11 protein-coding genes are annotated in these 13,111 nt (G+C 72.2%); 4 read left to right on the forward strand and 7 right to left on the reverse strand.

Annotation, left to right across the window (positions count from 1 at the left end):
- Position 1 precedes the first annotated feature (1 nt).
- Positions 2–1,258: an extracellular solute-binding protein gene (locus FB157_RS07080; RefSeq protein WP_145877090.1), complete on the reverse strand. Its 1,257-nt coding sequence runs from the start codon at positions 1,256–1,258 to the stop codon at positions 2–4.
- A gap of 215 nt (positions 1,259–1,473) precedes the next feature.
- Between FB157_RS07080 and FB157_RS07085 the strand changes: the two genes are divergently transcribed.
- Positions 1,474–1,689: a dodecin gene (locus tag FB157_RS07085; protein WP_145877092.1), complete on the forward strand. Its 216-nt coding sequence runs from the start codon at positions 1,474–1,476 to the stop codon at positions 1,687–1,689.
- Between the two features lie 4 nt (positions 1,690–1,693).
- Here FB157_RS07085 and FB157_RS07090 read toward each other — a convergent pair whose 3' ends face one another.
- The gene (locus tag FB157_RS07090) at positions 1,694–2,185 is read right to left on the reverse strand and encodes a hypothetical protein (protein ID WP_145877094.1); all 492 of its coding nucleotides are present in this window, start codon (positions 2,183–2,185) and stop codon (positions 1,694–1,696) included.
- Between the two features lie 117 nt (positions 2,186–2,302).
- Here FB157_RS07090 and FB157_RS07095 point away from each other — a divergent pair, with 117 nt between their 5' ends.
- Positions 2,303–3,307: an MsnO8 family LLM class oxidoreductase gene (locus FB157_RS07095; RefSeq protein ID WP_145877096.1), complete on the forward strand. Its 1,005-nt coding sequence runs from the start codon at positions 2,303–2,305 to the stop codon at positions 3,305–3,307.
- A 5-nt stretch (positions 3,308–3,312) separates the two neighbouring features.
- Here the strand turns inward: FB157_RS07095 and FB157_RS07100 are convergent, their stop codons facing one another.
- Positions 3,313–5,790 carry an ATP-dependent Clp protease ATP-binding subunit gene (locus FB157_RS07100; RefSeq protein ID WP_145877098.1) on the reverse strand — a complete coding sequence of 826 codons (2,478 nt, stop codon included), beginning with the start codon at positions 5,788–5,790 and terminating at the stop codon, positions 3,313–3,315.
- A gap of 195 nt (positions 5,791–5,985) precedes the next feature.
- Between FB157_RS07100 and FB157_RS47145 the strand changes: the two genes are divergently transcribed.
- Complete coding sequence (locus tag FB157_RS47145) at positions 5,986–6,177, forward strand: antitoxin (protein ID WP_186581388.1); 192 nt, start codon at positions 5,986–5,988, stop codon at positions 6,175–6,177.
- Positions 6,178–6,247: 70 nt separating this feature from the next.
- Positions 6,248–8,587: an excinuclease ABC subunit UvrA gene (locus tag FB157_RS07110; RefSeq protein WP_145877102.1), complete on the forward strand. Its 2,340-nt coding sequence runs from the start codon at positions 6,248–6,250 to the stop codon at positions 8,585–8,587.
- Here the strand turns inward: FB157_RS07110 and FB157_RS07115 are convergent.
- The 4 genes from FB157_RS07115 to FB157_RS07130 all read right to left on the reverse strand — a co-directional run bounded on the left by FB157_RS07115 (position 8,563) and on the right by FB157_RS07130 (position 13,110).
- Positions 8,563–9,411 carry a 1-acyl-sn-glycerol-3-phosphate acyltransferase gene (locus FB157_RS07115; protein ID WP_145877104.1) on the reverse strand — a complete coding sequence of 283 codons (849 nt, stop codon included), beginning with the start codon at positions 9,409–9,411 and terminating at the stop codon, positions 8,563–8,565. The two genes, FB157_RS07110 and FB157_RS07115, sit on opposite strands and share 25 nt — an antisense overlap.
- Positions 9,411–10,181, reverse strand: coding sequence for a GNAT family N-acetyltransferase (locus tag FB157_RS07120; protein ID WP_145877106.1), 771 nt, complete (start codon positions 10,179–10,181; stop codon positions 9,411–9,413). The genes FB157_RS07115 and FB157_RS07120 overlap by 1 nt, the downstream gene beginning before the upstream one ends.
- 236 nt (positions 10,182–10,417) lie before the next feature.
- Complete coding sequence (locus FB157_RS07125; protein ID WP_145877108.1) at positions 10,418–11,167, reverse strand: succinate dehydrogenase/fumarate reductase iron-sulfur subunit; 750 nt, start codon at positions 11,165–11,167, stop codon at positions 10,418–10,420.
- Positions 11,164–13,110, reverse strand: coding sequence for a fumarate reductase/succinate dehydrogenase flavoprotein subunit (locus FB157_RS07130; protein WP_145877110.1), 1,947 nt, complete (start codon positions 13,108–13,110; stop codon positions 11,164–11,166). Before FB157_RS07130 ends, FB157_RS07125 begins: the two co-directional genes overlap by 4 nt.
- Position 13,111 lies beyond the last annotated feature (1 nt).

A 13,111-nucleotide genomic window follows, 5' to 3' on the forward strand; every position in this document is an offset into this window, starting at 1 on the left:
GTCAGCCCAGGTTCGGAGCGAGAGCCTCGGTGATCTTCCGGTCGGCCCGGCGCGCCTCGGCCGCCGGGTCGGCCCCGCCGAGCACCTCGGTCATGTAGCCCTTGATCGGGTTGTCGGCCTCGACCGCGGCCCACTGCGGGCTTGCGGGGGTCGCCCGGCCGTGTGCGGCGCCCGCCGCCATGGCGGCGACCCCCTCCTCACCCGCGACCGCGCCCGCCAGGGTGGTCTTGTTGGGCACGTAGTTCATCGTGCGGGCGAGTTCGGTGTCCCACTTGGCACCCGTGAGCGCCCCGACGACTGCGGTCGCGGCGAACTGGTCGTCGGTGTTCCGCGGGACGACGAGGTCGGAGCCGCCGGTGAAGACCGTGCCGGGCCGGGCGGCGGTCCTGCCGGGCACCGGGAAGAAGCCGAGCTTGCCCTTGAGTCCGGGATTCTGCTGCACGACGGACTGGGCGAGCCCCGGTACGGCGATGATCTGCGCGACCTTGCCGCCGGCGAACACCCCCGCCTGGGGCGGGTGCTCCTCGTCCGCGTCCACGGGGCCCTCGCCGAGCGCCTGGAGCCGCCGGTAGAAGTCCATGCCGCGCAGGGCTGCCGGGGTGTCCAGGGTGCCGCGCCACTCGTAGTCCTTCTGCTCGGCCAGCTCGCCCCCCTCGTCCCAGATGAAGCCGGAGAGGGTGTACCAGTCCTGTCCGGCCAGGTAGATGCCCTGGTTGCCACCCGAGTCGAGCTTCCGGGTGTCGGTGAGCCACTCGTCACGGGTCTTCGGCGGGGCGGTGATGCCGGCCTGCGCGAAGAGGTCCTTGCGGTAGACGACGACCCGGTTGGCCGCGTACCAGGGCACGCCGTACTGCTTGTTGCCGTCCTTGCCCGGCTCGGCGAGGCCCGGCAGCCAGCGCTCCTTGCCCCAGTCGCGCATGGATTCCAGCGTGAGGTCGGCGAGCCGGCCGTCGTCGACGTACAGCGGGACCTGGGTGTTGCCCACCTCGATGACGTCGGGACCGTCCTTCGCGTCGCTCCTGAGTGCCTTCCGGACCTTCTCGACGATGCCGGTCCACTCCTGGATGCGGATGTCGAGCCGCAGGTCCGTGTGGGTGCGTTCGAAGTCCTCGGTGAAGCGCCGCAGGAACTCCTTCGAGGCGCTGTCCTTCATCAGCCACACGGTGACGGTGTGCCGGTCCTGGCCGCCCGGGAGGAGGCCGCAGCCGCTGGCGAGGGAGCCGGTGACGCAGAGGAGGGCGAGCAGACGACGTCTCACGAGGGGTCCTGTTCTGTCTGACGGACAGGGGAAGGGGCCCGACGTGGGGGGACGAGCCATGGCTCGCACGGGTGTCTGAATTTTGGTATGGACCAATGCCGGGGTCAAGACCTACCCGGGGGTACGGCCGCGACGCCTCGCGCTCCGCCTCCGCATACGGCACCGTGGAGTGACGCGTGACACACCCGTCACGGCGGCACAGCGAGGAGCACCGCATGACCAACCACACCTACCGGGTCTCGGAGATCGTCGGCACCTCCCCCGACGGCGTCGACAAGGCGATCCGCAACGGCATCGCCCGTGCGTCCCAGACCGTGCGCAACCTGGACTGGTTCGAGGTGACGCAGGTCAGGGGGCAGATCGAGGACGGGCAGATCGCGCACTGGCAGGTCGGTCTGAAGGTGGGCTTCCGCATCGAGGACGGGGAGTAGCCCCTCAGGTCCTGCCCTCCCGCTCCTGGGCGTCCTCGAGCGCGGCGGACTTCGCGGCCCAGCGGGCCCGTACGACGGCGAATCCGGCGCGCTCGGCGTCGTCGCACACGAGCTCGTCGTCGTCGACCAGGAACCGGATCTCGCGGTCACGGGCGAGCCGGCGCAGGATCTCCAGCTTGGTGAACCGGGCGGGCCTGCGGTCGGCGTTGCTCCGCATGTGGAGGCGCCCCTCGGGCAGCCCCTGGCCGGCGAGCCAGTCGAGCGTGTCGCGCCGGCATCGTTCGGGCCGCCCGGTGAGGTACACGATCTCGCACTCGCGGGCCTGCTCGAGGACGAGCGTCACGCCCTCGGCGAGCGGCGGATCCTGGGGCGCGGCCGCGAAGAAGCCGGCCCAGTTCCGCGGCCGGCCCTCCAGGAAGTGCTGCCGATGGGCGGTGTCGGCAAGGGTGTTGTCGAGGTCGAACACGGCCACCGGACGCGCACTGCTGTCTGTCACGGGGCCACCCTAGCCACCCTGCGTCAGCCCCCCCGGGGCCGGGCCGCCGCTCGCACCGGAGCTGCGGATCAGGAGCCGTACGAGGAATCCTGCGGGCTCCAGGGTGTTGAACCTCGTATGAGTTCCACGACCGCCGCGACCCGCTTCTCCGTCCTCGACCGTTCCCGCACCCGTGCGGGCAGGCCGCCCGGCGAGGCGCTGCGGGACACGGTCGCGCTGGCACGGGAGGCGGAGGCGCTCGGCTACCACCGGTTCTGGGTGTCGGAGCACCACGGTGTGCCCGGGGTCGCCGGGTCGGCGCCGACCGTGCTCGCCGCCGCCGTGGCCGCGGCGACCCGCACGGTCCGGGTCGGCACCGGCGGGGTGATGCTGCCCAACCACCGGCCCCTGGTCGTGGCCGAGCAGTTCGGCGTGCTCGAGTCGCTCTTCCCCGGCCGGATCGACATGGGGCTGGGCCGTTCCGTGGGCTTCACGGACGGAGTGCGCAGGGCCCTCGGGCGGGACAAGGACGACGCCGAGGACTTCGCGGCACAACTGGGCGAACTGCTCGGCTGGTTCGAGGGCACCTCGCCGACCGGGGTGCGCGCCCGCCCGGCGGAGGGCCTGCGGGTGCCGCCGTTCGTGCTGGCCATGGGCGAGGGCGCGCGGATCGCGGCCCGCGCCGGCCTGCCGATGGTCATCGGCGACCTGCGGGGCCGCGAGAAGCTGCTGCGCGGCATCGACCGGTACCGCTCCGAGTTCCGCCCCTCCGCGTGGGCGTCCGAGCCGTACGTGGTGATCTCCGGCACGATCGCGGTCGCCGGCACCCCGGAGGCCGCGCGGCGGCTGCTCGTCCCGGAGGCCTGGGCCATGGCGCACGCCCGGACCCACGGCACCTTCCCGCCCCTGGCCCCGGCCGAGGAGATCGAGGCCCGGGCGATGACCGAGAAGGAGCGGGACTTCTACGAGGCCGGTCTGGCCGGCCACCTCGCCGGCACCGGGGACCAGGTCGGGCACGAGCTGGAGACGGTACTGAAGGAGACCGGCGCGGACGAGGTCCTGGTCACGACCAGCTCGTACGACCGTACGGAGCTGCTGGACTCCTACCGCCGCCTGGCCGCCCTCTTCGCACCCCGCGGCTGAGCGGCTCAGCCCTGCACGTCGTCCGGCCGGTCCGCGCGCATCACGATGGCGCCGTCCGCCGCGTCCACCACGGCCCGGTCGCCCGCCACGAGTTGCCCGGACAGCAGCATGTCGGCAAGGCGGTCGTCCACCTCACGCTGGATGGTGCGGCGCAGCGGGCGGGCGCCGAAGTCGGGTTGGTAGCCGATGTTCGACAGGAGTTCGGCGGCCGTGTCGGTGACCTCCAAGGTGACGTCCTGGGCGCGCAGCCGGCGCCGGGTGTGCTCCAGCAGCAGGTCGACGATCTGGCGCAGCTGGGTGCGGTCCAGGCCGCGGAAGACGATGATCTCGTCGATGCGGTTGAGGAACTCGGGCCGGAAGTGCTGCTGGAGGGCGGGCATGACGGCGTCGCGGACCTTGGCGTAGTCCTCGGTGCCGGCGGCCAGGATGCGGTCGGCGCCGATGTTCGACGTCATGATGACCACGGTGTGCTTGAAGTCGACCGTGCGCCCCTGGGAGTCGGTGAGCCGGCCGTCGTCCAGGAGCTGCAGCAGGGTGTTGAAGACGTCCGGGTGCGCCTTCTCCACCTCGTCGAGCAGCAACACGGTGTACGGCTGCCTGCGCACCGCCTCGGTGAGCTGGCCGGCCTCCTCGTGGCCGACGTATCCGGGAGGCGCCCCGACCAGCCGGGAGACCGTGTGCCGCTCCTGGAACTCGCTCATGTCGAGCCGGATCATGCGGCTCTCGTCGCCGAAGAGGGCGGTGGCCAGGGCGCGGGCCAGCTCGGTCTTGCCGACTCCGGTCGGGCCGAGGAACAGGAAGCTGCCGATGGGCCGGTTGGGGTCGCTCATGCCGGCGCGGGCGCGGCGCACCGCGCGGGCGACGGCCGTGATCGCCTCGTCCTGGCCGACGACCCGCTCGTGCAGGTGCTCCTCCAGCTTCATCAGCCGTTCCCGCTCCTCCTCGGTGAGCTGGGAGACGGGGATGCCGGTGGTGCGGGAGACGACCTGGGCGACGTCCTCGGCGGTGACCTTCGGGACCTGTTCCTCCGCCTTGCCCGCGGCGGCCAGCTCGGCCTCGGTCTCCTTGATCCGGTCACGCAGGTCCTTGGCGCGCTCGTACTCCTCGTCGGCGACCGCCTGGTCCTTCTCCCGGTTCAGGGCCGCGATGCGGTCCTCGACGTCGCGGGTGTCGGCCAGCGGGGTCCGGGCGCGCAGCCGGACCCGGGCGGCGGCCTGGTCCATCAGGTCGATGGCCTTGTCGGGCAGGAAGCGGGAGGTGATGTACCGGTCGGACAGCTCGGCCGCGGCGACGACCGCCTCGTCGGTGATGCGGACCTGGTGGTGGGCCTCGTACCGGTCGCGCAGGCCACGCAGGATCTCGACGGTGTCGTCCACACCGGGCTCGCCGACCAGGATGGGCGCGAAGCGGCGCTCGAGGGCGGCGTCCTTCTCGATGTGCCTGCGGTACTCGTCCACGGTCGTCGCGCCGATCAGGTGCAACTCGCCGCGGGCCAGGGCGGGTTTGAGCATGTTGCCCGCGTCCATGGCGCCCTCGCCGCCGCCTCCGGCACCGACGACGGTGTGCAGCTCGTCGAGGAACAGCACCAGTTCGTCGGCGTGCTCTCGGACCTCCTCCAGCAGCTTCTTCAGCCGCTCCTCGAACTCGCCCCGGTACTTGGTGCCGGCCACCATCCCGGCCAGGTCCAGCGAGACCAGCCGCTTGCCTTCGAGGGTCTTCGGCACGTCCCCGGCGACGATGCGCTGGGCGATGCCCTCGACCACGGCCGTCTTGCCGACGCCGGGGTCACCGATCAGGACGGGATTGTTCTTGCTGCGCCGGGAGAGGACCTCGATGGTCTGTTCGACCTCCTCGTCACGCCCGATCACCGGGTCGAGGCGGCCCTGACGGGCGTCCTCGGTGAGGTCGCGGCCGTACTCGTCGACGGTCGGCGTACTGCTGGGCTTCTTCCGCTCGGCGGAGCCCTCGGAGGGCAGCCTGGCCGGCTCCCAGCCGCCTTCGCCGAGCGCCTGCCCGGCCGCCGACTCCGGGTTCGCGGCGAGCGCGCGCAGGATGTGACCGGGACCGATGTAGGAGTCGCCCTCGGCGCGGGAGATCTGGTAGGCGTCGAGCAGGGCGCGCTTGGCGGACGGGGTGAGGGTGTTCGGCTCGGTCTTCTCGCCGCCGTTCGCACCCGCGCCGAGCTGCTCGCGGATGCGGTCGGGGTCGGCGCCGGCCTCGGTGAGCAGGCGCCGGGTGGACTCGTTGCGGGTGGCGGCGGCCAGCAGATGCCGGGCGTCGAGTTCCTCGCTGCCCTCGATCGCGGCGATGTCCCTGGCCTCGGCCACCAGGTCCCGGGCCCGTTCGGACAGCAGACTTCCGATGTCGACGCGCTGCGGCCGGCGGGCGGACGCGGCCGGGCCGCCGCTGCCGAAGAACCGGGACATCAGCTCGTCGAACTCCTCGAACGGGCTGCGTCCGAATCCGAAACCGGGAGTGCTCATGAGGGCGGGCCTTTCTGCGGCGGCAGGCGTCCGTACCCCCCAAAATCACACATGAGGGACATCCGTGCACTCGCACCTCCACGGCGGGCCCATGCGCCGCGCTCTCACCCCGCGCGTCCCCGCCCGCCGAGATGCGGGCCACGCCCCGGCCGGAGACCCTGGAAGGCGGAGCGTCTATCCCTCAGGAGGGATGCCATGTCCATGCTGGACAAGATCAAGGGCATGCTCAAGGGCCACGAGGACGTGGCGGACAAGGGCATCGACAAGGGCGGCGACTACGTCGACGAGAAGACCCAGGGCACGTACCAGTCCCAGGTCGACACGGCCCAGCGGAAGCTGAAGGACGAGCTCGGCAGCCAGGAGCGGGACACCCCTCCGCATCCGTAGCCGGGACCCGGCGGGCTAGAATCGCGGGGTTTGTCCCCGCCCCGGCAGGCCCGTACGGAGTGTCCCCCCGATGCAGAGCCCCCATGATCCGTACGACCCCTACGTCCGTGTCCGCGGTGCCCGCGAGCACAACCTCAAGGGTGTCGACGTGGACGTCCCGCGGGACGTACTGGCCGTGTTCACCGGCGTGTCCGGCTCGGGCAAGTCGTCACTGGCGTTCGGCACCGTGTACGCCGAGGCGCAGCGACGCTACTTCGAGTCGGTCGCGCCGTACGCGCGCCGGCTGATCCACCAGGTCGGGGCGCCCAAGGTCGGCGAGATCACCGGGCTGCCGCCGGCCGTCTCCCTCCAGCAGCGGCGCTCGGCGCCCACCTCCCGCTCGTCCGTGGGCACGCTCACCAACCTCTCCAACTCCCTGCGCATGCTGTTCTCGCGCGCCGGTGACTACCCGCCCGGCGCCGAGCGGCTCGACTCGGACGCGTTCTCCCCGAACACGGCGGCCGGTGCCTGCCCGGAGTGCCACGGCCTCGGCCAGGTGCACCGCACCACCGAGGAGTTGCTGGTCCCCGACCCCTCGCTGTCGATCCGTGAGGGCGCGATCGCCGCGTGGCCCGGAGCCTGGCAGGGCAAGAACCTGCGCGACATCCTCGACACGCTCGGGTACGACGTGGACCGGCCCTGGCGCGAACTCCCCGCCGCGCAACGGGAGTGGATCCTCTTCACCGACGAGCAGCCCATCGTCACGGTCCACCCGGTGCGGGACGCCGACCGGATCCAACGGCCGTACCAGGGCACGTACATGAGCGCCCGCCGGTACGTCATGAAGACGTTCTCCGACACCAAGTCCCCGACGTTGCGGGCGAAGGCGGAGCGCTTCCTGACCAGTGCGCCCTGCCCGGTGTGCGGGGGCAGCAGGCTGCGGCCCGAGGCACTGGCGGTGACCTTCGGCGGCCGGACCATCGCCGAGCTGGCCGCGCTGCCCCTGACCGACCTGGCCGGACTGCTCGACGGGGCAACCGAGACGGCCCGGGTCCTCACCGACGACCTGAAGTCCCGGATCGCGCCGGTGGCCGAACTGGGCCTCGGCTATCTCAGCCTGGACCGGGCCACCCCCACCCTGTCCGCCGGAGAGCTGCAACGGCTGCGGCTCGCCACCCAGTTGCGCTCCGGGCTGTTCGGCGTGGTGTACGTGCTGGACGAGCCGTCGGCCGGACTGCACCCGGCGGACACCGAGGCCCTGCTCGCGGTGCTGGACCGGCTCAAGACGGCCGGGAACTCGGTGTTCGTGGTCGAACATCACCTGGAGGTGGTGCGCGGGGCGGACTGGCTGGTGGACGTGGGTCCCGGCGCGGGCGAGCACGGCGGACGGGTGCTGTACAGCGGCCCGGTGGCCGAGCTGGCCTCGGTCGAGGAGTCGGCCACGGCCCGCTACCTGTTCGACGAGGCCCCGGGCCCGGCGCGTGAGGTCCGCGAGCCGCACGGCTGGCTGAAGGTGGGTCCCGTGACCCGGCACAACCTGCGCGGGGTGACGGCCGAGTTCCCGCTGGGCACGTTCACCGCCGTGACCGGTGTGTCCGGCTCGGGGAAGTCCACGCTCATCGGCGAGCTGACGGAGGACCTGGCCGGGATCGGCCGTCTGGTCCGGGTGGACCAGCGGCCGATCGGGCGCACTCCGCGCTCCAACCTGGCCACCTACACCGGCCTGTTCGACGTCGTACGGAAGGTGTTCGCCGCCACCGACGCGGCGCGGGAGCGCGGCTACGGCGTCGGGCGGTTCTCCTTCAACGTGGCCGGAGGGCGCTGCGAGACCTGTCAGGGCGAGGGGTTCGTCAGCGTCGAGCTGCTGTTCCTGCCGAGCACGTACGCGCCCTGCCCGGACTGCGCGGGTGCCCGCTACAACCCCGAGACCCTGCGGGTGACGTACCGGGGACGGAACATCGCCGAGGTCCTGGACCTCACCGTCGAGGACGCGGCAGCGTTCTTCGCGGACACCCCGGGTGCGGCCCGCAGCCTGGGCACGCTGCTCGACGTGGGCCTCGGCTATCTGCGTCTGGGCCAGCCCGCCACCGAGCTGTCCGGCGGGGAGGCCCAGCGGATCAAGCTGGCGAGCGAGCTGCAGCGCGGCCGCCGCGCCCACACCCTGTACCTGCTGGACGAGCCGACGACCGGTCTGCACCCGGCCGACGTCGAGGTGCTGATGGACCGGCTGCACGGGCTGGTGGACGCCGGGCACACGGTGGTCGTGGTCGAGCACGACATGACCGTGGTCGCCGAGGCGGACTGGGTGATCGACCTCGGGCCGGGCGGCGGCGACCGGGGCGGCCACGTCGTGGCGGCCGGGCCGCCGCAGCGGGTGGCGCGGGCGGCGGGCAGCGCCACGGCGCCCTATCTGGCCCGGGTCATGCCCTGACGCGGCGCGGCCTGCGGCTCCAGCAGGACCACATGGGTCCAGGCGGCCTCGGAGGCGACCGGCTGGGCGGCACGCGCGAGGGACCGGCGGTCGGGCTGGGCGCCGGGCGGTATCACCGGCCGGACGTCCACCTCGGCCACCAGGCCCCGCGCGCGGGCGACCCGCCACAGGGAGGCCAGCAGGGTGTCCTCGCCGACGAACGCGGCCGCGGTGCTCGCGGCCCCCTCCCCGTCCTGGTGGTAGCGCAGCCGGACCGGCTGCACGGGCACGCCCGCGTCCAGCGCGGCCTGGAAGACGGCCCGGTGGAAGCGGCCGTGCGCCCGCCCGCACCAGGTGCTGCCCTCGGGGAAGGCGACCACGGCCGCGCCCTGACGCATGGCGTGCGCGATCCGGGCGACCGTGTCGGGCAGCGCGCGCAGCCGGTCGCGCTCGATGAAGACCGCCCCGCCCCGCGCGGCCAGCGCCCCTGCCACGGGCCAGCCGCGGATCTCGGTCTTGGCGAGCATCCGGGCAGGACGTACGGCGGCCAGCAGCGGGATGTCCAGCCACGAGACGTGGTTGGCGACGAGCAGCAGACCGCCGGCCGGTGCGGTGGTGCCGGTGAAGCGGACCCGGACCCCGATGGCCCGCACGATCGACCGGCACCACCACCTGACCCACTCGGCGGGGATCCTCCCACCGAGCGGGGACAGCACGATCCCGGCCAGCACCAGGACCGTGACCGCGACGAGCCGCAGCACGGCACGGGGTACGGCCGCGGCGGGTGCGGCCGGCTCCACGCAGGCGCCCGGGGTGCAGGGCGCGCTGGGCAGCCAGACGCTCATCAGGCCGGCACGAGGGAGAGGAAGTGCTTCAGATAGCGCGGGTTGACCCGGCGCATCGACAGCAGCACGTACAGGTCGGCGACCCCGAAGTCCGGGTCGTGCGCGGGCTCCCCGCACACCCAGGCACCGAGGCGGACGTAGCCGCGCAGCAGGGCCGGCAGTTCCATGCGGTCGGCCGGAACCTCGGCGTTGGGGACCCACGGCAGCAGCGGCCGTACCCGGAACTCCTCGGGCGCCAGGTGCTTGGCGCGCACCCGGTCCCAGGTGGCGGTGGCCAGCACGCCGCCGTCGCCGAGCGGCACGGAGCAGCAGCCCGCCAGCCACTCGTGGCCCCGGCCGACCATGTACCGGGCTATCCCGGCCCAGATCAGGCCGATGACCGTGCCGTCCCGGTGGTCGGGGTGCACGCAGGAGCGGCCGACCTCGACCAGTCCGGGCCGGATCCCGTCGAGCGGGGCGAGGTCGAACTCACCCTCCGAGTACAGCCGGCCGGCGACCGCGGCGCGCTCCGGCGGCAGCAGCCGGTAGGTGCCGACGACCTGCCCGGTCACGGTGTCGCGCACGAGCAGGTGGTCGCAGTACGCGTCGAACGGGTCGACGTCGAGGCCCGGCTGCGAGGTGGCCAGCAGGGCGCCCATCTCTCCGGCGAAGACGTCGTGCCGCAGCCGCTGCGCGGCACGGACGTCGGCCTCGTCACGGGCGAGGGTGACGGTGTAGCGGGTGGGTGCCGCGGGCTGCGGAGGACGGTCGAGCGTGGTGACGCCGGTCATGGCTCTCTCCATGGTCACGGGCCGGGGTCGGCAGGAGCGGCGGAGCGGCGGTCCGCTCTGCCGGTCCTGTTCTTCCGACGCCGGTTGGCGTACGCGTGACAGGTGGCCGGAGAGTGGGTGTGGGCTTGCTGAACGGCGTGGGTGAGGGAGCCGGTGAAAACCAGACGGGGCCGGAAGGAGCACCTCTCCCGACCCCGCCCGTCCGCCTACTGGTCGGCGAACGTCTTCTCGTACGGCTAGCGCCCGGCCACCTTCCGGGTGGCCCGCAGCCACTCCTTGTTCATGCTCGTGATGGACACCAGCGGGATCCCCTTGGGACAGGCGGTCGCGCACTCACCCGTCAGCGTGCAGCCCCCGAACCCCTCCGCGTCCATCTGCGCCACCATGTCCAGCACCCGCGTCTCCCGCTCGGGCGCTCCCTGGGGCAGCACGTTGAGGTGGTTGACCTTCGCGGAGGTGAACAGCATCGCCGCACCGTTCGGGCAGGCGGCCACGCACGCTCCGCAGCCGATGCACTCCGCGTGCTCGAACGCGAAGTCGGCGTCCGCCTTGGGTACGGGGGTGGCGTGGGCCTCGGGCGCGGCGCCGGTGGGGGCGGTGACGTAGCCGCCGGCCTGGATGATCCGGTCGAACGCCGACCGGTCCACGACCAGGTCCTTGATCACTGGGAAGGCCGAGGCGCGCCACGGCTCGATGTCGATCGTGTCGCCGTCCTCGAAGGACCGCATGTGCAGCTGGCAGGTGGTGGTGCGCTCGGGGCCGTGCGCGTCGCCGTTGATGACGAGCGAACAGGCGCCGCAGATGCCCTCGCGGCAGTCGTGGTCGAAGGCGACCGGGTCCTCGCCCTTGAGGATGAGCTCCTCGTTGAGGGTGTCGAGCATCTCCAGGAAGGACATGTCGGAGGAGATGCCGTCCACCTCGTACGTGGACATGGTGCCTTCGGCGTCGGCGTTCTTCTGCCGCCAGACGCGCAGGGTGAGCTTCATGCGTAGCTCCGCTGGGTGGGGTGGACGTACTCGAAGACCAGGTCTTCCTTGTGCAGGGTGGGCGCCTCGCCGGTGCCGGTGAACTCCCAGGCGGCCGCGTAGGAGAACTCCTCGTCCCGGCGCGCCGCCTCGCCGTCGGGCGTCTGCGACTCCTCGCGGAAGTGGCCGCCGCAGGACTCGGCGCGGTGCAGCGCGTCGAGGCACATCAGTTCGGCGAGCTCCAGGTAGTCGACGATGCGGTTGGCCTTCTCCAGCGACTGGTTGAACTCCTCGCCGGTGCCCGGAACCTTGATGCGCCGCCAGAACTCCGCACGGATCTGCGGGATCCGCTCCAGGGCCTTGCGCAGGCCCGCGTCCGTGCGGGCCATGCCGCAGAACTCCCACATGAGTTCGCCGACCTCGCGGTGGAAGGAGTCGGGGGTGCGGTCGCCGTCGACGGACAGGAGCAGGTCGATCCGGTCCTGGGTCTCGGCCAGCACCTCCTGGACGACGGGGTGTTCGGCCGTCACGGCCTCCTGGTGCGGGTTGCGGGCGAGGTAGTCGTTGATCGTCGACGGCAGGACGAAGTAGCCGTCGGCGAGACCCTGCATCAGGGCGGAGGCGCCGAGGCGGTTCGCGCCGTGGTCGGAGAAGTTGGCCTCGCCGATCGCGAACAGGCCGGGGACGGTCGTCTGCAGGTCGTAGTCGACCCACAGGCCGCCCATCGTGTAGTGCACGGCGGGGTAGATCCGCATCGGCACCTCGTACGGATCCTCGTCGGTGATCCGCTGGTACATGTCGAAGAGGTTGCCGTACTTCGCCTCGACCGCCTCGCGCCCCATCCGCTTGATCGCGTCCGCGAAGTCGAGGTAGACGCCCTGGCCGCCGGGGCCGACCCCCCTGCCCTCGTCGCAGACGTTCTTCGCGGCGCGGGATGCGATGTCGCGCGGGACCAGGTTGCCGAAGGAGGGGTAGATGCGCTCCAGGTAGTAGTCGCGCTCGTCCTCGGGGATCCGGTTCGCCGGCCGGTCGTCGCCCTTGGCCCTGGGCACCCAGATCCGGCCGTCGTTGCGCAGCGACTCGCTCATCAGGGTGAGCTTGGACTGGTGGTCGCCGGTGCGCGGGATGCAGGTGGGGTGGATCTGCGTGAAGCAGGGGTTGGCGAAGTAGGCACCGCGCCGGTGCGCCCGCCAGACCGCGGTCGCGTTGGAGTTCATGGCGTTCGTCGACAGGTAGAAGACGTTGCCGTAGCCGCCGCTCGCGAGTACGACGGCGTCGGCGAAGTACGTGTCGATCTTCCCGGTGACGAGGTCCCGCGCCACGATGCCGCGCGCCCGCCCGTCCACGACGATCAGGTCCAGCATCTCGGTGCGCGGATGCATCTCCACGTTCCCCGCGGCGATCTGCCGGGACAGCGCCTGGTAGGCACCCAGCAGCAGCTGCTGACCCGTCTGGCCGCGGGCGTAGAAGGTACGGGACACCTGGACGCCACCGAAGGAGCGGGTGTCGAGCAGGCCGCCGTACTCGCGGGCGAAGGGCACGCCCTGCGCCACGCACTGGTCGATGATCTCCACGGAGATCTGCGCGAGCCGGTGCACGTTGGACTCCCGGGCCCGGAAGTCGCCGCCCTTGACGGTGTCGTAGAACAGCCGGTGGATCGAGTCGCCGTCGTTGCGGTAGTTCTTCGCCGCGTTGATGCCGCCCTGCGCGGCGATCGAGTGGGCGCGGCGCGGCGAGTCCTGGTAGCAGAACTGGACGACGTGGTAGCCCTGTTCGGCGAGCGTGGCGCCCGCGGAGCCGCCGGCCAGGCCGGTGCCGACCACGATGACGGTGTGCTTGCGGCGGTTGGCGGGGTTGACCAGCCTGGCCTCGAAGCGGCGCTTGTCCCAGCGCTCACTGATCGGGCCGGAGGGGGCCTTGTCGTCCGCCACGGGGTCACCGGTGGCGTATTCGGTGTAGGTCATG

The sequence above is a fragment of the Streptomyces sp. BK340 genome (assembly GCF_007827595.1).
Taxonomy (GTDB): Bacteria; Actinomycetota; Actinomycetes; order Streptomycetales; family Streptomycetaceae; genus Streptomyces.